The organism is Demequina sp. NBRC 110055, assembly GCF_002090135.1.
Lineage (GTDB): Bacteria > Actinomycetota > Actinomycetes > Actinomycetales > Demequinaceae > Demequina.
The window spans coordinates 128678-151945 of sequence record NZ_BBRL01000009.1 but is presented as its reverse complement, the minus strand read 5'-3'; the positions used below and the strand labels follow the sequence as shown (position 1 = coordinate 151945).

The 23268-nt window shown below is 69.8% G+C and carries 18 protein-coding genes; 8 read left to right on the top strand and 10 right to left on the bottom strand.

Annotation, left to right across the window (positions count from 1 at the left end; genetic code table 11):
* Window positions 1-56: 56 nt before the first annotated feature.
* From B7K24_RS10905 to B7K24_RS10895, 3 genes are read left to right on the top strand one after another with little or no spacing between them, the layout of a single operon-like run.
* Entirely contained in the window at window positions 57-1100 is a 1044-nt protein-coding gene (locus B7K24_RS10905) for a hypothetical protein (protein WP_084130361.1), read from the top strand.
* A 1-nt stretch (window position 1101) separates the two neighbouring features.
* A complete protein-coding gene (locus B7K24_RS10900; RefSeq protein WP_084130360.1) occupies window positions 1102-2097 on the top strand; it encodes a DUF6473 family protein in 996 nt (331 codons plus the stop codon).
* Window positions 2094-3068, top strand: coding sequence for a sulfotransferase (locus B7K24_RS10895; protein ID WP_084130359.1), 975 nt, complete (start codon window positions 2094-2096; stop codon window positions 3066-3068). Before B7K24_RS10900 ends, B7K24_RS10895 begins: the two co-directional genes overlap by 4 nt.
* Window positions 3069-3104: 36 nt before the next feature.
* On the opposite strand, the gene B7K24_RS10890 is transcribed toward B7K24_RS10895, so the two are convergent.
* Window positions 3105-4433: an oligosaccharide flippase family protein gene (locus B7K24_RS10890; RefSeq protein ID WP_084130358.1), complete on the bottom strand. Its 1329-nt coding sequence runs from the start codon at window positions 4431-4433 to the stop codon at window positions 3105-3107.
* Window positions 4434-4616: 183 nt separating this feature from the next.
* On the opposite strand from B7K24_RS10890, the gene B7K24_RS10885 reads away from it, so the two are divergent.
* Window positions 4617-5633, top strand: coding sequence for a glycosyltransferase (locus B7K24_RS10885; RefSeq protein ID WP_084130357.1), 1017 nt, complete (start codon window positions 4617-4619; stop codon window positions 5631-5633).
* A gap of 1 nt (window position 5634) precedes the next feature.
* Here the strand turns inward: B7K24_RS10885 and B7K24_RS10880 are convergent, their stop codons facing one another.
* From B7K24_RS10880 to B7K24_RS10860, 5 genes are all read right to left on the bottom strand, one after another.
* On the bottom strand, window positions 5635-7707 hold the full coding sequence (locus B7K24_RS10880) for a family 16 glycosylhydrolase (protein ID WP_084130356.1): 2073 nt from the start codon (window positions 7705-7707) through the stop codon (window positions 5635-5637).
* On the bottom strand, window positions 7704-8600 hold the full coding sequence (locus B7K24_RS10875; RefSeq protein ID WP_084130355.1) for a glycosyltransferase family 2 protein: 897 nt from the start codon (window positions 8598-8600) through the stop codon (window positions 7704-7706). Before B7K24_RS10875 ends, B7K24_RS10880 begins: the two co-directional genes overlap by 4 nt.
* On the bottom strand, window positions 8597-9604 hold the full coding sequence (locus tag B7K24_RS10870) for a glycosyltransferase family 1 protein (RefSeq protein WP_084130426.1): 1008 nt from the start codon (window positions 9602-9604) through the stop codon (window positions 8597-8599). The genes B7K24_RS10875 and B7K24_RS10870 overlap by 4 nt, the downstream gene beginning before the upstream one ends.
* Window positions 9601-10695 (bottom strand): glycosyltransferase, encoded by a 1095-nt coding sequence (locus B7K24_RS10865; protein ID WP_084130354.1) that lies wholly within the window; start codon window positions 10693-10695, stop codon window positions 9601-9603. Before B7K24_RS10865 ends, B7K24_RS10870 begins: the two co-directional genes overlap by 4 nt.
* A gap of 224 nt (window positions 10696-10919) precedes the next feature.
* Window positions 10920-11525, bottom strand: a complete 606-nt coding sequence (locus tag B7K24_RS10860; protein ID WP_084130353.1) for a YveK family protein — start codon at window positions 11523-11525, stop codon at window positions 10920-10922.
* Between the two features lie 64 nt (window positions 11526-11589).
* On the opposite strand from B7K24_RS10860, the gene B7K24_RS10855 reads away from it, so the two are divergent.
* From B7K24_RS10855 to B7K24_RS10845, 3 genes are all read left to right on the top strand, one after another.
* A complete protein-coding gene (locus B7K24_RS10855) occupies window positions 11590-12960 on the top strand; it encodes a hypothetical protein (RefSeq protein WP_084130352.1) in 1371 nt (456 codons plus the stop codon).
* 167 nt (window positions 12961-13127) lie between these two features.
* On the top strand, window positions 13128-14270 hold the full coding sequence (locus B7K24_RS10850) for a glycosyltransferase (protein ID WP_159449231.1): 1143 nt from the start codon (window positions 13128-13130) through the stop codon (window positions 14268-14270).
* A gap of 235 nt (window positions 14271-14505) precedes the next feature.
* Window positions 14506-15843, top strand: coding sequence for a sugar transferase (locus B7K24_RS10845; protein WP_159449230.1), 1338 nt, complete (start codon window positions 14506-14508; stop codon window positions 15841-15843).
* A 13-nt stretch (window positions 15844-15856) separates the two neighbouring features.
* Here B7K24_RS10845 and B7K24_RS10840 read toward each other — a convergent pair whose 3' ends face one another.
* From B7K24_RS10840 to B7K24_RS10830, 3 genes are read right to left on the bottom strand one after another with little or no spacing between them, the layout of a single operon-like run.
* Window positions 15857-16735 (bottom strand): acyl-CoA thioesterase II, encoded by an 879-nt coding sequence (locus B7K24_RS10840; RefSeq protein ID WP_144268261.1) that lies wholly within the window; start codon window positions 16733-16735, stop codon window positions 15857-15859.
* Window positions 16735-17172: a globin gene (locus tag B7K24_RS10835; protein ID WP_084130425.1), complete on the bottom strand. Its 438-nt coding sequence runs from the start codon at window positions 17170-17172 to the stop codon at window positions 16735-16737. The genes B7K24_RS10840 and B7K24_RS10835 overlap by 1 nt, the downstream gene beginning before the upstream one ends.
* 16 nt (window positions 17173-17188) lie before the next feature.
* Window positions 17189-18313, bottom strand: coding sequence for a mechanosensitive ion channel family protein (locus B7K24_RS10830; protein ID WP_084130348.1), 1125 nt, complete (start codon window positions 18311-18313; stop codon window positions 17189-17191).
* A 99-nt stretch (window positions 18314-18412) separates the two neighbouring features.
* Between B7K24_RS10830 and malQ the strand changes: the two genes are divergently transcribed.
* Window positions 18413-20554 (top strand): 4-alpha-glucanotransferase, encoded by a 2142-nt coding sequence (gene malQ / locus B7K24_RS10825; protein ID WP_234986680.1) that lies wholly within the window; start codon window positions 18413-18415, stop codon window positions 20552-20554.
* Between the two features lie 161 nt (window positions 20555-20715).
* On the opposite strand, the gene pepN is transcribed toward malQ, so the two are convergent.
* Window positions 20716-23259: an aminopeptidase N gene (gene pepN / locus B7K24_RS10820; protein ID WP_084130347.1), complete on the bottom strand. Its 2544-nt coding sequence runs from the start codon at window positions 23257-23259 to the stop codon at window positions 20716-20718.
* Window positions 23260-23268: the final 9 nt, after the last annotated feature.

Sequence of the window (23268 nt, the reverse complement as noted above, 5' to 3'; positions counted from 1 at the left end):
GCGCGGGTTGGCCGCGCCTCGCAGACGCCTCGGTGGGGACCGAAAGGTAGGCGCTCATGCAATCGATCGTTTTTGTGAACCCGTTCACCAATACGGAGAACGCGTACATCTCGCGCCAGATCGACATGGTGGCTCGGTGTGGCTACGAGCCGCGTCCGTTGTGTCTCACAGCGGTGCTCATGGGCCGATGCGGGGGGCTGTGGGCGCGAGAGAACACCGTCATGGTGCATTGGCTCGAAAACCGGGTGTTCAAGGTGGGCGTGAAGTCTCGCGGAGTGAGCATCAGGGGACTGGCCGAGTTCCTTGCCTACACCGCAATTCTGATCACCGCACGCGCACGGGTCGTGCATGTGGTGCACGACCACGAGGTGCATGACGTCAAGGATTCCTTGCGTTGGCTCTCACGCGCTGCGGTACGCCTCCTGAGATGGGTGGCCGATGCCAGGGTGGTCCACGACCCGAGCTTCGCCGAGCACTATGGCGCTCACTATCTGCCACACCCGCTGTACAGCGAGCCCGTCGAAGCGCCCCCTCCCCACGACCGCGACGTACCGCACTTCGCGGCGATGGGCGCGATCCGTCCATACAAGCGCCTCGCCGAGGTGCTCGACGTGTGGCCACCGGACGCGCCTCTGCTCATCGCGGGGCGCGGCGACGGTGAGTACGTCGCGAGGCTTCACGAGATCGTCGCGCGGCGCGGGCTGGCCGGCAACGTCGCGATTCAGGATCGGTTCCTGTCTGACGCCGAGTTCTTCGACACGTTGGGCGACCAGGATGTGTTGCTGTTGCCGCATCGCGAAGGCGCCAACCTCGTGTCCGGGGCGTTCTTTGCGGGAGTGGGGCGCGTGCGCATGGTGCTCGCCCGCCGCAGCCCCTTCATCGACTGGGTGGCAAGCCAGGCCGACGGCGTGATGGCGTTCGAAAACGACTCGCGGTTGGCCGATGCCGTCGAGGACATGCTGCGGCGGTGGAACACCCTGCGTGACGTCGACCTCACCACCACGGCCGTGGACCTCTTTGGCGACGCGGCGTGTGAGCGGGCATATCGCGCCTTCCTCGCGCAACAACCGCAGGTACTCGTGCCGGAGGGGAGGCACTGACATGGCCGATCACTTGTCGGGATATCAGGCCCGCGACTGGGACGTCGTCGACTACGAGATGTATCAACATGGCGGGTCGCAACTGTGGTTCCGGGGACCGCGGCCGCGGGCGCTCGAACGCGGCCGGTACGTGGTGTGTCTGGGTGCGGCACAGACGTTTGGGTGCTTTGTCACCCAGCCGTACCCGCAACTACTCGAGGCCGAACTCGGCATGCCGGTCGTGAACCTCGGCTATGGCGGGGCGGGCCCACGGTTCTACGTTCGCCATCCGGAACTCTTGCCGCTCATTAACGGTGCCGCGGCGGTCGTCGTGCAGGTGATGTCTGCACGGAGCGAGGACAACAGCCGTTTCGCCAGCGGCGGCCTCGAACTCCTGACCGACCGCACGACGGGCCAACAGGTTTCTGCTGCGCATGCCTACGCGGGGCTGCTCGCCGAGCATGACGGTCATCTTCGTCGGCTGCCCGGCTCACTACGCAAGGCATGGCGGGTGGTGAAGGGCCCGCGTGAGGTGGTGAGGGTGCTCGACGAAACGCGCACCGCGTGGGTCGACAGTTATGGCGAACTCATGAGCGCCATCACCGCGCCCACCGTGGTGCTGTGGTTCTCCAAGCGCAGGACCTGGCTTCACCGCACGCCGAAGGCGGCATGGTGGTGGCAGCGCTACGACGACGTCAATGCGATGTTCGGCGACTACCCGCAGCTGGTGACCCCCAGCATGGTGCGCGCGGTGCGCCCGTGGGCAGACGCGTACGTGCGTTGCGTCACGGACCGTGGCTCACCGCAGCCGCTCCTGAGCCGATTCACGGGCGAGCGCATCTCCGTCGACTACGGCAGGGACCGTCCCGACCTCGCTGAGGTGCGCACGGATAATCCCTACTATCCGTCCCCGCAGATGCATGAGGATGTCTGCGCGGCGCTGGTCGAGCCGGTGCGCGCCCTCGTTGCGCGGTCCACGGCACCCGCGCCGGATCGCCGCTTTGGGGCGCGGGCATGAGCGCGCGGCGAGCGGCGCCGCCCATCGTGGTGACGGGCTGTCCGCGCTCGGGCACCACGTGGGTCGGGTCGACGGTGGGGGCGGCGTCGGAGGTCTTCTATCTGTACGAGCCGTTCAACGATGAGGCTCCCCACCCATTGCGCGTCTCCGAGCGCTACCAGTACGTGGACCCCACGGCGCCGGCCGATGCGATTGCCGACGTGGCGACGCTCGTGGACATGGGGCGACTGGGGTCGCGCGTGCGTGCCACGGCCAGGGCGGCGCGCCTGGGCACGGGGTTCCGCAGCGAGTTGCCGTCCCATCTTGCGGTTCATGAGGCGGTGCGCGCTCCAGGACGATACGTGGGAGCGCGCCGCACCCTCGTCAAGGACCCTCTGGCGTTCTTCGCGGCGGAGTGGCTCGAGGCGCAGTACGGCGCACGCGTTGTGATGATGGTGCGTCATCCCGCGGGAATGATCAGCAGTTACCTCAAACTGGGGTGGCCGTGCGAGGTCGATTCGCTGCTCCGGCAGCCCGGGATCGTCGATCGGTTCGCCCCGCCTCTTGAGTCGGAGATCACCCGCTATCGACACGACCCCGACGATCGCCTGGGGGCGTTGATTCTTCAGTGGAAGCTCTTCGCGCACGCGGCACTCGCCTTGCGTGACCTCCATCCGGACTGGATCTACATGTCGCACGAGAACGTGTGCGAGGCGCCCGTCGATCAGTACCGTGCGCTGTTTGGGCGCCTGGGCCTCACGTGGACGCCTCGCATCGAACGCAAGGTGATCGCAGACAGCACCTCGTCACAGGTTGACCCCGCACAGCACCGTCAGCATGCACTCCAGCGCGATAGCCGCGCCGTCGCCGATGCCTGGCGCGCACGGCTGGGCGCGGAGGTGGCTGGGCGCATCGAGGACGAGGCCGGCACCCTGTGGGGGCGCCTGAGCGCGCTCGCGGTGAGGACGGAGGACGTCGCCGCCACGGCGTGAGCGCCGACCTCTCGCCGGCGCGCATCTCGCCGTGCGTCAGCGTCGGCCGGTGAGGCGCTCAAGGAGCGCTGCGACCTCGTCCTTCGCCAGGATCATGTCAGCGCGCCCGGGGACAAGGAAGGCGCGGGAACTCACGCCGAGCACCCGTGCGCCAGCGAGGACCGAGATTGCCGTCAACGCCGTGGTCCCCGCGATTCCCGACCACGCCGCGCCCCAGGCCCCCCATGCGGGGACGAAGAGGAGGAACGTCGCGAGGTGCACGACGAGAGAGGCGACGAGGGCCGCTGACCGCAGTGCGGGCCGCCCCCACGCCGCGAGCCCGCTGGACGCCATCAGTCCGGGAACGAGCACCACGGCAGAGGTCAGCAAGATCACCGTGGGCCACGCTGCTGCCATGAACTCCTCGCCGAAGAGCGGGCCGAGCCACCACGGAAGGCTCGCTCCCATCACGGTGACGCCGGTCAGGCCGACGAGAAGGGAGATGCGCGAGGTGGCCGTCACGCGACTGGCATCGGATGCTCGACTGCTGACTCCGAAGAGGGTTCCCTGGACGGCGAGGGCCACCACCAAAGGCACGTCCGCGATGGTGGTCGCGACCGTGTACAGGCCGAGTGCCTCGGCACCCGCCATGGGAAGCATGAGCAGCCCGGCGAGCCGGCCGATCACCATGCTCGCGATGCTGCCGAGCCACACCACGGTGCCGTAGCGGAACATCGGGGCGGCGATGCGGGGATCGTCGACCTCGTGGTCGTCTCCCGCGGGCGGGCGTCGCAGAAGGGCGACATAGACGAGGCCCGAAAGGACCGGCATGATGACGCTCGCGAGCACGGCGGTCTCGACCGTGAGTCGCTCTGCGAGCAGGAGCGCGAACAGCACGCCCACCCGCGCAACGGTGAGCGCGATGCGTTCCCACGCGACGAGCCCCCACCATTGCCGCCCCGTGGCCGCCCCGCGCAGCACGGCGACCACGAGTGCCGGCACGTTCCAGATGGTCGCCACGAGGATCAGCCGCGCCAAGTCCGGGTCGCCGGCCGAAAGGAACGGCAGCAGCGTCCACACGAGTGCGACGCTCACAGCGCCGAGCCCGACGGTGGCGAGCGTCGCCCATCCGAGTGCGCGGCGCGTGATGCTGGGGCGTTTGGCGATGAAGAAGGTGAGGGCCTCGGGCAGGCCGAGCGTGGCGACGCCGAGCATGAGGGTCGCCGGAGCGAGAGCCGCGGCGAGCTCGCCGCGACCGGCGGCGCCAAGGCCCTGGGCGAGCACCGGCGCGGTGACGAGCCCACCGAGTGGCACGAGCATGCTCGTGGAGGTCATGAGGACTGTCGCGCGGCGGTAGCCGGGAGACGCGTCGGAAACAGCAGTCATCTCCGCCTCCCCCCGTCGGCCGATGCTTCTCACAGTAGGGGAGGATGCTTGCCCATGCCATCGGTAGAGCCAAGGTGCCCTTTCGCCCTGCGCACGAGTGCGCGGCGTCGCTAAACTGTGAGCATCGTGATGGCGACGCCGGGGGGGCTCGCCGCGCGCGCATGTCGTGATGGGGGAGATCCGATGCGCCGACTTAGCGTGGTCATGCCGAACTACAACTACGAGGCGTTCGTGGGTGCCGCGATCGACAGCGCCCTCGCGATCCGGTGGCCCGATGTCGAGGTCGTCGTGGTCGACGACGGTTCCACGGACGGCTCACGCGACATCATCGCGTCCTACGGCGAGCGCATTACGTCGATTTTCCAGGACAACGCGGGCCCGCGTGCGGCGTGCAACGCCGGGTTCGCCGCCTCGACGGGAGACGTGGTGATCTTCCTCGACTCGGACGACGTGCTCGAGCCGTCGGTGGCTGAGGAGGTTGCTCGGGCGTGGCGCGACGGCGTGAGCAAAGTGCAGTTCCCGATGACGAGGATCGATGCTCATGGCAGGCCGTCGGGCGGCGTGTTCCCCGTGCTCGACCCGCCGCCCACGCCGCAGCAGGTGCGCCGGTGGATGGTACGGACGGCCGCGTACCCCACCCCTCCGGGCTCGGGCAACGCGTATGCGCGATCGTTCCTTGAGCAGCTTTTTCCCTTGACGGACCGGTGCGGCGAGGATACCGATGCCTCGACCCTCGCCGCCGCCCCCTTTCTGGGCGACGTGGTCAGCCTGCCGACCCCGTTGGTGCGCTACCGCCAGCACGGTGATAACCGCAGCTTTCTCCTGATCGACGACGCACGCTTCGGTGAGCAAATTGACCAGGCGTATCGCCGCCACCTGTTCGCCCTCGACGTGGCGGGGCGCCCGTCTGACGGCCTCCGTCCCCTCTTTCGCGGCCGTCACTTGCTTCAGTTGAGGGTCGCGCACCAACGCCTGAGACCCGATGAACGGCCCATCCCGACGGATTCGCGTGCGCGCATGCTGCGTGACGCGCTCGCGGCTCCGTTTGCCCCGGGTCCCGAATCGGTTGGCCTTCGCGTTCTCGTGGCGGGGTGGTCGGTGGCGACGTTGCTCGCGCCGATGCCCGTCGCACGCCGTCTCATCGACGCGCGGTTTCGCCAGGGCGCGGCCCCCGCGGTACCCGCCGGTGCGCCCGCGTGACTTACGTGGACACGCGAATCCAGTCCACATAGAGGTCAGCGACGCCGCCGGTGCCGTCGAGCGCGACGGGCCACCCGCCGCCAAGCGCGAGGTTGATCATGAAGAAGTACGGCAGCGAGTCGCGGATTAACCCGTCTTGCGTCGCGACATGGTCGCCGTCGATGAAGTACTCCGCCCCGCCGGGCCGGATGCGCACGCCGTAGGTGTGCCAAGTCAGCGCCCAGTCTCCGTGCCCGTTGTCCTCGAGACAGGGGGTGCCAGTGACGTCTCCAGAGCCCTCGGGCCAGTTGTGAGCCGAGTGGCACGAGCCAGCGGGATTGTGGCCGTACAGCTCGACGGCATCGACCTCGCCCGCGGGGCCCTCGGGGTTCACGGCGCTGCCGGTGTCGAGCATCCAGAAGGCGGGCCATGTGCCCCGGCCCGCGGGGGCCAGCATGCGTGCCTCAAAATACCCGTACTGCGCGGAAAAACCGGCCCCTCCGACCGATGTCGACGACAGCAACCCGCTGCCGAACTGACGATCCCAACCCCACGGATCCTCGTCATCGAGAGGCGCGACGCGGATGCGCAGCCACCCCTCATCGGTCGCGAGTAACTCCTTGCCTTGGGCGGGATCGACGAAGACGGCCTCACCGAATTCCGAACCCGTGTCGCCGGCGGGCTTGGTGCCCGCATACGTCGCGTCCGCACCGTCCCATGTCACCGACAGGGGAGAGTCGAACTCCTCGACAAACTGCATGGTCGCGCCCTGCGGCGCGGACGACTCGGCCGTGACGACCTCGCCTGCCTCGTTGACCAGTTGCACGTACATCGGCGCCGTGGCACCCGGCGTGTCGAGGCGCACCGCGAAGGGGCCATGGGGAAGGTCCGTGGTGGGAAAGGTGAGGGTCGCGATGCCCGTGCTCTCCACGACGCTCGCCGCTACATCTGTCGTCTCTCCGCCCGAGTCGTCGGGGATCCAGGCTGTGGCGCTGACCACTTGTCCAGGGGGGCCGGTGATCACGATGGTGGCCTCGGGGCCGACCCGTGCTCCCACAGCGGGGCACACGAGGCTGAGCCGCGGGCTTGCCGAGGCAGTGGCGGGAGTCGGTGGCGCCGAGCACTCGGCGCCGTCGACCGCCGTGACGTCGATGCCGCCGCTGACGGGCCATACCGGCGGCGTCGCCTCCGATCCGTACGGCACGAACTCCTCGACGATCGTCGTGGCCGAGTCGAGCTCCAGCCGCATCGATGTCACGGTGCGGGGTGTGAAGGCGACCGTGGTGACGGGTGGAGGAGCGGGGCCGATGCCGGCGACGGGCACGCTGCTGCCGTCGCCAAAGTGGAGGGTCGCTCCGGTGGACTCCTGGTCTCGGGCGGCCACCTGGACGCTCGAGATCGCGACCGGGCTGTCCCACGAGTAGGCGACCCATGCATCGGCCCCCGTGGAGACCCACGCGGCTCCGGTGTCTCCCGTCGCGATATCGCCATCCGCGACTTGGGGGGCGGCGCCGCGTGAACTGGTGACCGTGGCGCCACTGGGCTGGCGCACCTCCGCGCCGCCGTCGTCGATGAGGAAGGCGTGCAGGCCCACGGACGTGGCCGTCGCTGCAAAGCTCGCGAAGCGCAGGGTCGCGGTGCGCGCGGTCCGCCGCTCGATATCGACCAGAACGTCTCCGTCGCCATCGGGCGTGACTTGGACCGCGCTACCGTCGTCAAACTCGACGACGGCGGACGTATACGAGCCGCCGGCGCCGTCGATGCGGATGCGGCTGACGGCGGTCGGGTCTGCCCAGGCGAGCCTCACCCATGCGCCGCTGGTCTCGCCGTCGGCCGCCCACGTCGCGGTACGCGTGGCCCTCACGGGGGCGGTGGCGGCACTGACCGACGGTGCGGGCGTCGCCCGTGCGCGCTCGACGAGCGCCTGGGCGCTCGTGCCAGGCAGCGTGGACGAGGCCGTCACGGCGATATCGGTGGGCGGGCCTGCGCGGCCCAGCCACCAGACCGCCGTGGCCGCGGCGAGGAGCACGGCCACCACCGCAACGAGGATGACGGTAAGGCGCCCACGGCGGTACGCGGGCGGTGCGCCGTTCATAGCTCGACAATGCGTTCGGGGGTGTCGCGTCCGCGCAGCGCATCCGCAAGGCCCATGAGGTTGCCTCGCAGGCGTTCGCGTCGCCACGGCGACTGGGCCCCGGCGACTGCATAGGCGAGGTTCTTCGCTGTGGGCCGGGCGATCTCCCAGCCGGCGAGCCAGGCGGGGAAGCTGCCTGAACGTGCGAGGTGCACCGGGTTCATCAGCTGGGAGTAGCCCAGGCGCACATGGTTGGTACGGCCTCCTGAATCCGCGCCGCGGTGGACCACCACACAGTCGTCGACGGCAGCGAGCGCCCCGTGGCGCATGAGACGGCGGGCAAAGTCGTGGTCCTCAAGCCACGAATACAGGGGTAACCGAGCGTCGAAGCGCAGCGTCGGCGCCGCCGCGAGGCGATACGCGAAGTTGCAGCCGTAGAGCGTGCGCCGGGGGTGTCTCACCCCGACGGGTGCCTCCTCCCACGACCGGGCGAGTGTGGCATCGGCCGTCGCGACCGACACTTCTCCGGACGAGTGCGCGGCCCCGTCGAGAAGCACCCTCCCGGTCAGGCCGACAAGGTCGGGCCAGCGGGCGAAGGCACTCAGCGCCTGGGCGAGGTAGTCGGCGCGCGGCACGGCGTCGTCGTCGAAGAAGACGACGACATCCGCGTCACTGGCGAGCGCGTCGAGGCCGGCATTGCGTTGGGCGGCGAGGCCCGTGGTCCCGGTGACGACCGTCCAGCCCGCGGTGCTCGCCGGCAGGCTCGACGCCTCGGGCACCGACAGGATGCGCTCGCGCGGCACCATGCTTTGGTGCTCGACGTGCGCCATCGCCTGGGCAAGCAAAGCGGGGCGCCCCGCCGAGGCGAGGATGACGGCGCTGCTCAGTGGTGGCGTCGTGCCTGACCGCGTCATGCTGCGACCTTCGCCAGCCCGAGCGCGTCCGCGATGCGCGACGCGGAGCCATCCCAGGTGAAGCGCGTCAGATCCACCGCGGGCGCCGGGCCATCGTCCGCGACGGCCGCGGTGAGGCCCTCGGTGATGGAGCCGGCCGAGCCTGGGTCCACGTAGGTGGCGCTGTCGCCGCAGATCCACCGGAACACGGCCAGGTCGGAGATGACCACATGGCGTGCGCCCGCCGCGGCAGCCTCGACCAGCGGCAGCCCAAATCCCTCCGCGAGGGAGGGGAAGAGCACGGCGCGCGCGTGGCGGTACAGAGCCGCGAGGTCCTCGTCGGGAACGTATCCGAGCGCTCTCATGCCGGTGGGCCATGTGGTGGACGACTCGCGGTAGATCGATGCGCTCGCGCCGACCACGACGAGCGGGTGGGTCCGGCGCGTGGCGTCGCCCAGCGCGCCGTACGCCTGGGCCAGGCGGTCGAGGTTCTTGCGCGGGTCGAGGCTGCCGACCGTGAGGAGGTAGTCGCCTGGCGTGAGGCCATAGGGATCGATCGAGCCGGTCGGTACCGACCTGAACACGTCGCTCGGGGCGTTGGGTGCCACGATCGCCTCGCGTCCCACCGCGGCATGGATCTCCTCGGCGGCGGGTTCGCTGACGGCAATGATGACCTCCGCGCGACGCAACTGCGCCCGCAGCACAGGCACATGCGTCGCGATGTAGCGACGCGAGTACCACTCGGGGTGGGTGAGGATGAAGAGGTCGTGGACGGCCAGCGCCTGCGCCTGCGACAGGGGCGCTCGCGAGGTCAGCGATACGAGCGTGGATCCCGCGGCAAGGCGAGGCAATCGCGCGAGGGTCCATGCCCACTCGCGCTCCGCCGAGCCTTCCCATCTCCCGCGGGGGCGGGCCTCGACGACGCCCTCACGTCGCAGTAGCCGGTTGGCGATTTCCGTGGCATAGCGCTGCTGGCCCGTCACGCGTTGTGAGCGGAAGGCTCCGTTGACCACGACCGCGCTCATCGCCCCACCCACTCACGGATCTGCTCGTTGAACCTTTCCCGCGCGTACGCGCGGGCGTGGGCGGCCACCACCTCGCGATTCGCGGTGAGCGCGAGATTCATCGCGCGGGCGATGTCGTCGTCATCGTCGAAGCGGGTGAGCGCCCCTGATGCTCCTGGCACGACGCTTTCGGCGGTGCCGCCGAGGGACTGACCGACGACGGGGCAGCCCGCCGCCATCGCCTCGACCGGCATAATCCCGAAGTCCTCGATCGCGGGGAACACGTACACCAAGGCCTTCGCATACAGCGCGCGCAGGAAGGCGTCGCTGGGGCTGTGGACGAAGGTCACCGGGACCGTGGCATCGGCCGCACGGCGTTCGAGGTGAGTCCGTTCGGGGCCGCGCCCGGCGAGTACGACGGGTGTGTGCGTGATCTCTCCGGCGCGAATGACGAGGTCGAGCCGCTTGTAGGGGATGAAGCGCGACGCGCCGAGCACGAACGCGTCGGGCAGGGAGTCGTACTGCTCCCGCTCGGCGTCGGTCAGCTCTTCGACCCATGAGCGCGACTGGATTGCGGTGACCTCGACCGGCGGGTGGATCACGCGCGCGTCGACCCCCCAGGCCCGGGCGATCCGGCGACGCACAAACTCGCTGTTGGCAGCGAACTGTGCGCCCTCACGCGCGCGCCTGCGGTCCACGCCCTTGAATGCCACCGCGATCGCCCGCGCGGGGGCGGTGGCTCCGCGCGCGTCGAGTTCGGGATTCCAGATGTAGCGCGCGGGCGTATGGACGTACACGTGGCGATCGATTCCGGGGTCGCGGAACGTGACGTGATGCGCGAACAGGTGGGAGCTCACGAGCGCCCATTCGTAGTCACGATCGCGAAGGGTCCTCCACGTCAGGGGCATGAAGGGCAGCGCGGCGGCCTTACTGCGGCGCAAGGGGGAACGGGCGAGCCAGGTCTCGCGGACGCGCTCGTCCTCAAATCGCCCGCGCGAGTCGTTCCACAGGCACACAATCTGGGCGTCGGGGTAGACCTTCCCCATGGCCTCGAGCACGTTCTCGCTGCCGCCGGACTGCGCAATCCACTCGTGGACCAGTACCCCTGTCATGGCGCACTCCTCGCCATGTGAGCGAGCGTGTGAGCGCGCGTCGGCACGACGTGCCTGTTGTGCGCCACGCATGGCACACGTCCCCCCTGGATGATCATGATGCCCCCCGGCTCACGGTTCGCGGCCCCCCGGCCGCACCGTTGTGTGTGATCTCCTGGCGCCGACGTTACCTCAAAGTCAGGCGAGGTGCCGGGCGAGCGGAGATTCGCGTCCGCGGCCCGTGACTACGCGGGGCGGCGCCGGAGGACGTCGATCACGAGCGCAGCCGCGATGCCTCCGCACAGCCCGAGTGCGACGGCGATCACCATGACGCCCTTGGCGTCGGGCGAAAACGGCGCCGACGGCTCCGAGGCCTCCCGTAGCACCGTCACGGCGAGCGGCAGGTCGCCACTTTCGCCATCGGCGCCGAGCAGTGCGGGCAGCTCGTCCCTGGCTGCTTGGGCCGCGGCATTGGCGGCTTGGGCCGCGGCAGCGGGGGAGTCGCTCATCGCCACGATGTCGATCGTCGACGTCAGCGTCCGCGACGCCACGGAGATCATGTCCGCGAGCTGCTGGGCGGAAAGCTCGTCAGTGGCGGCCGCCTCGAGGAGCGCAGGCGAGTCGATGATGGTCGCCGCGGTCTCCGCGAGCTGCGTGGTGGTGGAGACCCCTTGTGCGGTCTCGCCGATGGTGGTGGGGGAGTTCGCGATCAGCACGATCTCGGAGGATGCCTGGTACACGGCCGGCGTCGCCGCGAGGTAGCCGTACGCGGCGACGCCCGCCAGCGCCACGCAGCCCAGCACCGCCCACCATCGGCGACTCAGCGCCCGCCATAGGTCTCTCAGGTCCATCGCGGCTGGACCTCCCTCAGACGGTTACCCACCACAGCCCTGAGGGGCACGCTACCGTACGGCTATGTCGGTCCTCATGGTCACGACAGCAATTGCCGTCGTGTATGGGCTTATCTCCGGCCGCTACGAGCGTGCTCTCGCGGTGGGTGCCGTCACGCCCGCAGGGGCGGCATTGGTTGTCGGCGGCGAGGCCTTGCCCACGTTCTATGCGACGGCCGCAGGCGGCGCGGTGTTGCTCGCCGGACAGTGGCTGCTGCGGCGCGGACGGCCGGGCTCGCCGCCGCTGGGTCGTATCCCCGGCGTGGGGTTGTTGCTGATCATGCTCACGTGGGCGGTGCTGGTGGTCCTCGTCGCGCCGTTCATGGCGTCCGGCGCGCGCACCGTGACGGATCCTGCGTGGCTGCTGGTGCCCGGGCGTTGGGAGATCTCCAACGTGGCGCAACTGTTGTATCTCGCGCTCAGCATCGTCGTCGTGATCGTTGTCGCACGCTCGACGACCACGACGACCAGTCTGCTCGCGATACCTCTCGCCGCTGGCGTGCTCTTGTCCCTGTGGCGCTACCTGTCGATCCACGCGGGGGTGCCGTTCCCCGAGGGCGTCTTCGCCAATTCGCCGGCGTTTCGATACATCGAGCAGGCGCCCGGTGGCGTGCCGCGCTTTCGGGGCATCCATTCGGAGCCGTCGGCGCTCGCGTCAACGTCCATGATCGCCGTCGCCTATTTCACGTCGTTCGCCGTGCGGGTGAGGGGACCGGCCCGGGTGGGAAGTCTCGCGATGGTGGCGGGCGCCATTTTCTTGGGGCTCGTGTCGACATCGACCACGTTTCTCGTTGCGGGAGCCGTGGTGGGTGGGTGCGCGCTCGTGGCGCTCGTCGTGCGCCTCGTCACGCTGCGCCTGAGGGTCTCGGTCCTCACCGTGTGCGTGGCGCTCGCGGTTGTCGCGGCGGCGATCTTTCTCACGCCCGACCTGCTCGATGCCTTCACCTCCGAGGTCGACGAGAAGCTGGGGTCGGACTCGTACGACGACCGCAGCGACGCCGATGCGTTGGCGTTCGAGGCGTACCTGGAAACCTGGGGCTGGGGGATGGGACTGGGCTCGGTGAGGGCCTCGTCGCTGATCTTCACGTTGCTCGGCGCCGTCGGCACCATAGGCACGCTTCTTTTCGTCGGCGCCGTCGCGACGACGGTGCTGTCCGCGGCGCGGATCTCCAGCTGTGCGCCGGTGATCTGGGCGCTCACGGCGTCGCTCGTGGTCAAGGTGGTCTCGAGTCCCGATCTGTCCGATACCTCCGGGGTGTTGTGGCTCGGGCTCGGGATCCTGGCGCGCGCGGTCGTCGCGCAGCGGAACGGGGTGCCCATGCCCGTGATGGGGTCGCGGCGCTCGCGCGGCGTGGCACAGGATGAACCAGCCCCTGCGCGCGAGCCCGTCGCGTAGTAGTGTCAACGCCAGGCCCCTCGCTGTGAGGTTTGTCACACGGCGTGTATGGGGGGCGGGGGAGAAGGCTCGGGGGGGCCAACGTGGCAGATTCGTCAACGCCACCGGTGGGCGGCGCCGGTATGGGTTCTGCCGCGCGCCCTGACGGGCAGCATCCCCTGCGCGTGATGCACCACCTGAAACACGCCAGGCGTGGCAACGGCAGCGTGCACGTCGCGGTTGACCTTGCCTGTGCGCAGGCGAGCGATGGCTATGCGGTGTCGTTCGTCGCGGGTGAGGGCTCGTACGACGAGGTGCTGCGGCGCCACGGCGTCGACGTGTTCTCTATCCCCGAGGCCTCCGGGCTGCGCGGCGCGTGGCGGGCGTTCATTGCCACCGCGGGTGTCGCGCGGCGGGTGCGCCCCGACATCGTTCACGCGCACATGATGTCGTCGACTGTGATCGGGTGGGTGGTGGCTCTTATCGCCCGCGCGACGCTCGTGACGACCATGCACAACTCGTTCGATGCGCACTCGCGGCTGATGCGCATCGCGCGGATCACGGTCGCCGTGAGCCGAGCCGAGCGCGACCTCTTGGTCGAGCGGGGGTTCCCGGCGCACCGGGTCCGCACGGTGCTCAACGGGGTAGTGGGGTCGGCACGCGAAGAGATCGCTGTCGACGAGATCGGTGACATCGCGCGCCCGAGCCTGGTGACCCTGTCGGGACTGCACGGACGCAAGGGCATCGACGACGTCATCCGTGCATTCGCGCTCGTGGCGCAGGACTTCCCGCAATGGCACGTGAACGTCATCGGATGGGGGCCCGCCCGGGAGGATCTCGAGGCGCTCGCCACCGCGCTCGGGCTCGCCGACCGCGCTCATTTCTGCGGCCCGACCCTCACGCCATGGCGGCAGCTGAGTCAGGCTCAGATCTTCGTCACCGGCGCGCGCGCCGAGCCTTTTGGCCTCAACATCATCGAGGCGCGCGCGGCCGGGTGCGCGGTGGTGGCGACGGAGGTGGGTGGGATTCCGGAGGCCCTCGACGGGGGCTCCGCGGGAATGCTCGTGCCGCCGGCAGACCCGGTCGCGATGGCGGCCGCGATGCGCTCGCTCATGGGGGACCCGGCGCTGCTCGAGACGTGGCGTCGGCGCGCCCGCCAGGGCATCGACTACTTCAGCGTGTCCCGCATGGCGCGGGACTATACCGACGTCTACCGCGAGGCCATTCCTGCGCGACGCAGGCCGCCGGTAGAACCGACGTCTCCCACGCCTCAGGGGGCTGTGGCGCGGAGACGAGGCATGGAGCCAGGGAGGTCCGTGCACCAGCACTAGCGTCCGGCGGGGCGTGATGTCGGGGGACACCACGCACCACCGGATCACATCATCGGGGGGAGTCACTCACGTGGCGACAACGGAATCGCTTGAAGGAACCAGAAGCACGGCTACGGCCGTCTCACCAGGGGCGTTGACGCGTCTCATCGGTACGCGTGCCTCTCGCGACGCGGCGACCTCGACCCGGCGCGTGAGTGCGCCAGGGTGGAGCGACCGCTATCGCGCTCGCCTGCGCGTGACCGACACGCTCGTCGTGACGACGGTGGTGGTGGCCGCCATGGTGGGATGGGAGGCGCTCCTGACGGGGGCTCCCAGCTGGCGCCCATTCCTCACGGGTGCCGTGCTCGCGGCCGGGTGGCTCACGGCGATCACCCTGGCCGACACGAGAAGCCACCGGGTCACGGGCGCGGGCATGGCCGAGTACCGACGCTTGTGGGACGCCACCTTGACTGTGGTGGCGACGGTCGCGGTGATCGCCGTGTTTGTGCCGACGGCGGGGCTGACAGGGGCGCTCGTGCTTGCCATGCCGCTGGGGTTCGTGGCGCTGATGGTCGAACGTGCCTGGTGGCGCTCGTGGCTCAAGCGCAAGCGCCGCTACGGGCGGTGGAGCACGCGCGTGCTGTTAGTCGGCTCGGGATCGTCGGTGCGGAACATTCGCGACGAGTTCCACGCCAATCCTCAAGCCGGATTCAGGGTGGTCGGCTTGTGCGAACCAGTGGGCGACGGCGCGGGAATCGCCGCTCAGGTGCGCCGCGAGCTGGCGGCGACGGGGGCGGACACGGTAGTGGTGACGGGCTCCGACGTGCTCGCGCCCGAACGCGTCAAGGAGATTAGTTGGGCACTCGAGTCGGGCCACCAGCACCTCATGCTTGCGCCCAGCATCACCGACATCGCCGGGCCCCGCATCCGTACGCGTCCCGCCTGCGGTCTTCCTCTCATTCACGTCGAAACGCCTCGCCTGACACGCTCGGCGAGGCTCACGAAACGCTGTTTCGACATCGCCGTGTCTCTCGGCATCATCGTGCTCGTGGCTCCGGTGCTCCTCGCCGTCGCCCTGGTCGTGAAGGCGTCCGGGCCCGGGCCCGTCCTGTACCGCCAGCAGCGCATCGGCTTGGGTGGGCGCACCTTTGAGATGCTGAAGTTCCGCACCATGCGCGTGGGGGCGGACACGGAACTCGCCGCCCTTCTCAAGGCTCAGGGGACCTGCGAGACGCCCCTGTTCAAGATCAAGGATGACCCGCGCATCACCCCGGCGGGACGGGTCCTGCGCAAGTATTCCCTCGACGAGTTGCCGCAACTGTTCAACGTGCTGAGTGGCACGATGAGCCTCGTCGGCCCGCGCCCGCAGATCGCGAAGGAGGTCGCGCTCTATTCGGGATCGCAGCGTCGCAGGCTGTTGGCGAGCCCCGGGATTACCGGGCTGTGGCAGGTCAGCGGGCGCAGCAGTATGGACTGGGCCCATGCCGTCCGGCTCGATCTGTACTACGTGGAGAACTGGTCGCTCATCACGGATGTGGTGATCCTGCTGCGCACGTTCCGCGCGGTGATCGCGCCAGGAGAGACCGCGCATTGAGCGCGGCTCGACCTCACTCGGGCAGGCGGAACATGCCCTCCTGCGCGGCGGAGGCGACGAGCCGGCCGTCTTCGGAGAAGATCCAGGTGCCGCCGAGACCGCGTCCGCCCTGGGCGGTGGGAGCGTCCTGCATGTACAGCAGCCACTCGTCGGCGCGTGCGGGGCGGTGCCACCACATCGCGTGGTCGAGGCTCGCGAAGTTCAGCCCGGGCGTCATCCATGACGCGCCATGGCGGCGCAGTAGCGGCTCGAGCATGACCTGGTCGCAGCCGAACGCGAGCAGCGCGCGGTGGACGAGGTCACTGGCCTCGATAGGCCGACGCAGCCGCACCCAGGTGGTCTGGTATTGCTTGGGGCTCGCGTCGGGCGTGAAGAGCAACGAGCCCTCGATGTGGCGCAGGTCGAAGGCGGTGCGCTTCAGCCAGTAGTCGGCACGCGCGTGGCCCTCGTGCGGGGCGAGCAGGTCGAGGGCCGAGACCACGTCGTCGGGACGCGGCACCTCAGGCATCGTGACCTGGTGGTCGGGGCCCGGCTGTGGCAGCTGAAAGGACGCGATCATCGACAGGATCGGCTTGTCGTCCTGGAAGGCGTGCGTGCGCCGGGCCGAGAATGACCGTCCGTCGCGCAGCACCTCGACCTCGAAGGTGATGGGACGTGAGGCGTCGCCGGGCCTGAGGAAGTAGCCATGCATGGAGTGCATGTGACGCTCGTCGTCGACGGTGTGTCCTGCGGCGAGCAGAGCCTGCGCGAGCACCTGGCCGCCGTACGCTCGGCCGCCGGGCATCGGCAGCGAGTCCGCCTCGAAGGAGGTGTCGCCGAGCCGACGGAGGTCGAGAACCTGCATTCCCGATGCGACGGCCTGGTCCGCCCAGACGTCCTCGACGTGCTCCATCAGTTCTCCTTGTCGTCCGAGCCCGGCGTGGGCTCGAAGGTGTTAATCATCGAGTGAGCGGCGCGCTCGAGGTAGTCCATGAGCGTCACCGCGTGAAGAGGGGAGAGGTTTTCTTCGGCCACGGCATCTCGCATGAGGGAGACCCAGTGGTCGCGTGCCTCGGGATTGACGTGGAAGCCGTGATGGCGCATTCGCAGTCGCGGGTGGCCTCGCTGGTCCGAATAGGTGGTGGGCCCGCCCCAGTACTGCTCCAAGAAGGCGGTGAGGCGCCACTCGGCGCCCTCCATGTCGTGCGACGGATACATGGGGCCCAGGATCGGGTCGCTCGCGACTCCTTGGTAGAAGCGGTGCACGATGCGCGCGAAGGTCTCGTGTCCGCCGATCGCCTCGAAGAACGACTGGCCCTCGTCCTGGGTGGGGCCTGAGCCCACGTTCATGCCGGGAGTGGTCACGTCAGTCCGATTCCCCGTCACCGTCGAGGTCGCCCGAGTCGGGAGGCAGGGGCTTGCCGTCCTCATCGGTGGGCTGCTCGGCGCCCCGCTTGCGCGGCGAGTCGGGCGGCGTGAGCTCCGAGGTGTCCTTCGCGTGGCTGTCGACGACCATGGCGTCGCCCGGCACGGCCAGGCGGATGCCGCGCTCGGCGAAAATACGGCGCATCTCGCGGCGCACCTCGCGCTGCACGTCCCACTGCATGGCCGGGTTCACCTGGCACATGAGGCGCAGCATGACGGCGTTGTATTCGAGGGACTCGATGCCCGCGACCTCCGCCTCGCCCAGGAGGTTGGCGGCGACGGCCTCGGACTCGGCCGATGCCGCGGCGACTGCGTCGATCATCGCCTCCTTGGCGGCCTCGACGTCCGTGTCGTAGGCGAAACGCACCTCGATCATGACGCGGCTCCACAGGCGGGTCATGTTGCCCACCCGCGTGATCTCGCCGTTGGGGATGTACCAGACGGTGCCGTCCAGGGCACGCAGCCGCGTGCAGCGCAGCCCGACCTCCTCGACGGAACCTGCGGCCTCGCCCAGGTCCACGACGTCGCCCACGCCGTACTGGTCCTCGATGAGCATGAACACGCCCGCGAGGACGTCCTTCACGAGCGACTGGGCGCCAAAGCCCAACGCCACACCGAGGATTCCGGCGGATGCGACCATCGGCCCCACCGGCACGCCGAGCACGCTCAGCACGGTCATGAGAAGCAGCACCACGATGAGGACCGCAAGCGCGGAGTCCAGCACCCTCTTGACGGTGTGCGCGCGCTGGCGCCGTCGCTCCGCCTCGAGCCGCGCCTCGGTCTCGTCCGCCTGGGGAACGCGGATGCGCGCCTTCTTCAGGGCGGCGAGCGTCTTGGGATCGGACATGGGAGCGCCGCGCTCCATGCTCGTGGTGAACGCCTTGATGAGGTAGTGGCCAATGAGCCACACGACGAACGCGATGATGGCGGCCGCGAGCAGGCCGCCCGCACGGTCCTCGACCCCCGACCACCAGGTCGAGATCTCGTCGGTGCTGGGCAACTCGACGGGACCCGGAGTGGTGCTGACGGACGGCTCGGGATTGGTGGATGCAAGAATGATGCTCATCACAGACACGCCTCCCAGGGTAACCACGTCCCCGCCAGACGGCGCTCACGGGACCAACATCACCCTGGAAAACTGGCTCGAACCTGGCAGGATAGGTGCGTGGACACGCACCCCCTGAACGATGCTGAGGCGCCCAGCGAGGCGCTTGCCGCCCTCGCACGCGCCTGCGGCGTGTCCCTGACCTACACCGGCTGGGACGGCAACCCGCGTGCGAGCTCGACGGCGTCGGTGCGTGCGGCCCTCGCGGCGATGGGCGTCGCCGCCGGCGATGACGCCGCATGCGAGGCGTCGCGTGCCGCTCTCGAGGACCTGCCGTGGGCCAGGCTCGTGCCGCCCGTGACGGTGGTGCGCGTAGGCCAGCACCGGGATCTTCCCGTCCACGTCACCCACGGCGAGCCGGCCGCGGTCACCCTCACGCTCGAGGATGGTTCGGCCCGCGACCTCGGCCAACGTGACGTGCTCGTCGAGCCTCGCCAGGTCGGTCCACGCCTCATCGGTCGCGCCACGTTCGAGATCCCCGCTGACCTTCCGCTGGGCTGGCACCGTGTGGAGGCGCGCACCACGGGCGTGCGCGCCCGCGGCTATGTGGTGATCGTGCCCGAGCATGTGCCGCTGCCCTCTGAGGTGCGCGCGCGGCGTCCCTGGGGCCTGGCGGCCCAGTTGTATTCGGTGCGTTCGGAGCGCTCGTGGGGCATCGGCGACTTCGGCGACCTCGCCGACCTCGGCGCACTCTCGGCAGCCGCCGGCGCCGACTTCATCCAGATCAACCCGCTGCACGCGACCGAGCCCGTGCCCCCCATCGAACCGTCCCCGTACCTGCCGACGTCGCGCCGGTTCTTGTCGCCGCTGTACATCCGCATCGAGGACATCCCCGAGGTCGCCTACCTGCCCTCCCAACAGCGTGCCGTCCTTGAGTGGGAGGCCGAACGGCCGCGCCGCTCCAACGCGAGTACGGATCGCATCGACCGCGACAGCGTATGGCGGATGAAGGCGGCGGCGCTCGAGAAGGTCTTCGCGGCGCCACGCTCGGCGGGACGCCAGGCGGCGTTCGAGGCGTTCTGCCTGCGCGAGGGAAGCGCGCTTGAGGACTTCGCGACCTGGTCGTCGATCGCGGAGGCTCACCGCGGCGTGCCGTGGCCGGAGGAACTCGCCCAGCGCCAGCCAGCAGCCGTCGACGCGTGGCGCGAGGAGCACGCCGACCGGGTGCTCTACCATGCGTGGTTGCAGTGGGTCTGCGACGAGCAGTTGTCGCGGGCGCAGCGCGTGGCGCGCGAAGCCGGCATGAGCATCGGCGTGATGACCGACCTCGCTGTGGGCGTCCACCCCGAGGGGGCCGATGCCTGGGCCCTCGGCCGTGTGCTGGCCGACGGCATCGCCGTGGGGGCGCCCGCGGACATGTACAACCAGCGCGGCCAGTCGTGGTCCCAGCCGCCGTGGCAACCGCGCGCCCTCGAGGCCGCCGCGTACCTGCCGTTCCGTGACGTGGTGCGCGCCGCGGTGCGTCACGCCGGCGCCCTGCGCATCGACCACATCCTCGGGCTCTTCCGCCAATGGTGGGTACCCGCCGGGCACGAGCCCTCCGACGGCGTCTACGTGAACTTCGACCACGAGGCGCTGATCGGCATCCTCGCGCTCGAGGCCGACCGTGCCGGCGCGATCGTCATCGGCGAGGACCTGGGCACCCTCGAGCCGTGGGTGTCCGACTACCTCAACGAGCGAGGGCTGCTCGGCACCGTGGTGGCATTGTTCGAGAAGCAGTGGGACGGGTCCCCGACCCCTCCCGAGCACTACCGCGCCGATGCCCTCGTCTCCGTCACGGTTCACGACCTTCCTCCCACCGCGGCGTACCTTGCCGGCGAGCACATACCGGTGCGCCAGGAGCTGGGTCTGATCCTGGACGACATCGAGACCGTCACCGCACAGTCCGACGCGGAGCGCGAGCGCATGGTCGCCTACCTGCGCGCACGCGACTGGATGATCGAGGACTGGAACGAGGAGGATCTCGTCGCCGGTGTGCACCGCCTCGCGATGCACACCCCCGCGCTCCTGACCGCCGTGGCGTTGACTGATGCCGTGGGCGAGCGCCGCTCGCAGAACCACCCCGGCACGCACACGGAGTACCCCAACTGGCAGGTGCCGCTGGCCGACGCCAACGGGGTGCCGGTGCTCGTGGATGAGATCTTCGAGCACCCGCGGGTACGTCGCCTCCTCGAAGCGGTCCGCACGGCCCGCCAGGCCTGACCGTCGGCTCGCTGCGCCCCGCACGGCCCGCCCGCACCGCGCCGCACCGCGCCCCCACGCGCCCGCCGCTGCGCGGCAGGAGCCATTCAGTGCCCGTTTTTTCGCGAAACCGGGCACTGAATGCCTCCCAGGGCGCGCGGGCTCCCAGGAAAAGGCCTCGCTTACCCCGCCTGCTGCGCCCGCTCGGCGCGGCGGATCTCGTCGAGCCCCTCGGTGACCGCCTTGAGCAAGGTGGACGGAGCATCGGCGTTGTCCGCGAGCCACCGTTCGATCCTCGCGGCAAGGTCCGGAACGCGTCCCGCCAGTGCCGTGGGGAACACGTAGTTCGCCACGCGCAGGGCCATGAAGGACGCCATCGACTCGTACATGGGGCGCAGGCTCGTGAGGATTTCGTCGAGGAGCGGCTCGAGGTCCTCCGGACGGTGCGAGCGTCCCAGGCCCAGCGCGGTGGCGAACGCGATCGCGTTGGGCGGCACCGGGCCGTCCGGGTGCGCGATGGAGTCCCAAGCACGCCGCTTGGCCTCGGCGCCCGCGATCGCGGCGCGCGCCCCTGCGGCGCGGCGCTGACCGGCGTTGGACGGGTCGGCCTCGAGGCGCGCGTCGATGCCGGCATCGTCCATGCGCCCCGCCTGGGCGAGCGCGGTCACCAGGTCCCACGTGAGCTCGGAGTCGATCTCGCGGCCGTCGACAGCGACCGTGCCGTCCAGCAGCTGGGCTGCGATGTCCGCCTGCTGATCGGTGGTGACGAGGGACGCGAAGGCGCGCAGCAACTGCAGCTGGGTGTCCGAGGCAGGCGCCGCCTCGCCCAGGAGCTGCCAGAGCCGTTGCGCCGTCGATGCGGCCAGGTCCTCGCGGGAGGCCGGGGGAGCGTAGCGTCGGATCGCGGTCGCGATCTGGGCGAGGTGGGCGCCCAGCACCTCGGAGTTCGCGAGCGTGCCCGCGGCCTCCAGGATGACGCCCACGTAGCGGGCCGCGGGTAGCACGCCGTCGCGGCACGCGTGCCAGAGCGAGTCGAGGACGAGGTGTTGCGCCATGGGGTCGTGGAGCTCGGCGATGTGCGCCTCGACGGTCGCGAGCGAGCGGGCGTCCAGGCGCACCTTCGCGTAGGTGAGGTCGCCGTCGTTGACGAGCACCAGGTCGGGAGCGGCCTTGCCCACCGCCTCGGAGATGGTGGTCGCCTCGCCTGCGACGTCCGCCGCGATCTTCCAGCGGCGCGTGAGCCCCTCGTCGCTCAGCGTGTAGCCGCCGATCGCGAGCCGGTGCGGGTGGTGCAGCGCCCCCTCGGGCACCTCCTCAGAGACGATGAGTGACGTCACTGCGCCGGCATCGTCCGTCGTCACCTGTGCCGACAGCGTCGTGACGCCGGGCGTCTCGAGCCACGCGCGCGACCACGCGGACAGGTCGCGCCCGGAGGCCGATTCGAGCTCCGCGAACAGGTCCGCGAGGGTCGCATTGCCGTGGTGGTGGGCGTGGACGTAGGCCGCGACGCCGGCGAAGAACACGGGCATGTCGAGAGTGGCGGCGAGCTGGCGCAGCGCCGAGGCGCCCTTCGCGTACGTGATCATGTCGAAGGTGCCGGTGACCGCTTCCACCGTGGGCACGTCACCGAGCACCGGGTGCGTCGTGGGCAGTTGATCCTGGACGTAGCCCACCGACTTGCGGCCCGCGCCGAAGGCTACCCACGCGTCCGTGTACTCGGTGACCTGCTCCGTCGCGTGGTGCGCGATGAAGTCCGCGAAGGACTCGTTCAGCCACAGGTCGTCCCACCAGCGCATGGTGACGAGGTTGCCGAACCACATGTGCGCGAGCTCGTGCAGCACCACATTGGTGCGCGACTCGAGCTCGGAGTCCGACACCTCGGTGCGGAACAGGTAGCGGTCCTCGGAGATGGTGACGCAGCCGGCGTTCTCCATGGCGCCCCAGTTGTACTGCGGCACGTAGATCTGGTCATAACTGTCGTACGGGTATTCGGTGGCGAAGATGCGCTCGTACAGTGCGATGCCGGCCTGAACGTCCGCGAACAGCCGCTCGGCGGCGAGGTGCTCGGCGACCTCGGGGCGCCCATACACGCGCGCCGGGATCTCGCCCTTCGCGGACTGGAGCACCGCCTCCTCGTACACGTACGGGCCGGCCACGACGGCTGCGGCGTAGCACGGCAGCGGCACGGTGGGGGCAAACTCCCAGGTCAGCGCGCCGTCGCCGGCGTCGACGGGCTGCGGCTGGACGGAGTTGGAGATGACCTGCCAGGCCGCGGGCGCGGTCACGGTGAACTGGAACGTGCCCTTGATGTCGGGCTGGTCGAACACCGCGAACGCGCCGCGGGCGTCGTCCGTCGCGAACTGGCTGTAGAGGTACCAGTCACCCGTCGCCGCGTCCACAAAACGATGAATGCCCTGACCGGTGGTGCGGTAGTCGCACTCGGCCTCGACGACCACCTCGGTGGGTCCGTGAAGGCCCGCGAGGTAGAGGCGGTCGTCCACATGCGCGGCCGCCGCGTCCGCCTCCTCGCCGTTGACCGACACGCTCACGGCGCGTCCGACGAGGTCGAGGAATGTCGCCGAGTCGCGCGCCGCGTCGAAGATCACCGTCGTCGTCGACCGGAACGTGTCACCCGTTCCCGTGAAGTCGAAATGGACGCGGTATTCGGCGGACGACAACACGGCGGCTCGCGCCGTTGCCTCGTCCCTCGTGAGGGTGGTGGCCATGCGGGCCAG

Coding starts and splice junctions, on each gene's coding strand:
- B7K24_RS10905 (WP_084130361.1), top strand. CDS start 57: ATGCAATCGATCGTTTTTGTGAACCCGTTCACCAATACGGAGAACGCG.
- B7K24_RS10900 (WP_084130360.1), top strand. CDS start 1,102: ATGGCCGATCACTTGTCGGGATATCAGGCCCGCGACTGGGACGTCGTC.
- B7K24_RS10895 (WP_084130359.1), top strand. CDS start 2,094: ATGAGCGCGCGGCGAGCGGCGCCGCCCATCGTGGTGACGGGCTGTCCG.
- B7K24_RS10890 (WP_084130358.1), bottom strand. CDS start 4,433: ATGACTGCTGTTTCCGACGCGTCTCCCGGCTACCGCCGCGCGACAGTC.
- B7K24_RS10885 (WP_084130357.1), top strand. CDS start 4,617: ATGCGCCGACTTAGCGTGGTCATGCCGAACTACAACTACGAGGCGTTC.
- B7K24_RS10880 (WP_084130356.1), bottom strand. CDS start 7,707: ATGAACGGCGCACCGCCCGCGTACCGCCGTGGGCGCCTTACCGTCATC.
- B7K24_RS10875 (WP_084130355.1), bottom strand. CDS start 8,600: ATGACGCGGTCAGGCACGACGCCACCACTGAGCAGCGCCGTCATCCTC.
- B7K24_RS10870 (WP_084130426.1), bottom strand. CDS start 9,604: ATGAGCGCGGTCGTGGTCAACGGAGCCTTCCGCTCACAACGCGTGACG.
- B7K24_RS10865 (WP_084130354.1), bottom strand. CDS start 10,695: ATGACAGGGGTACTGGTCCACGAGTGGATTGCGCAGTCCGGCGGCAGC.
- B7K24_RS10860 (WP_084130353.1), bottom strand. CDS start 11,525: ATGGACCTGAGAGACCTATGGCGGGCGCTGAGTCGCCGATGGTGGGCG.
- B7K24_RS10855 (WP_084130352.1), top strand. CDS start 11,590: ATGTCGGTCCTCATGGTCACGACAGCAATTGCCGTCGTGTATGGGCTT.
- B7K24_RS10850 (WP_159449231.1), top strand. CDS start 13,128: ATGCACCACCTGAAACACGCCAGGCGTGGCAACGGCAGCGTGCACGTC.
- B7K24_RS10840 (WP_144268261.1), bottom strand. CDS start 16,735: ATGGAGCACGTCGAGGACGTCTGGGCGGACCAGGCCGTCGCATCGGGA.
- B7K24_RS10835 (WP_084130425.1), bottom strand. CDS start 17,172: ATGAACGTGGGCTCAGGCCCCACCCAGGACGAGGGCCAGTCGTTCTTC.
- B7K24_RS10830 (WP_084130348.1), bottom strand. CDS start 18,313: ATGAGCATCATTCTTGCATCCACCAATCCCGAGCCGTCCGTCAGCACC.
- pepN (WP_084130347.1), bottom strand. CDS start 23,259: ATGGCCACCACCCTCACGAGGGACGAGGCAACGGCGCGAGCCGCCGTG.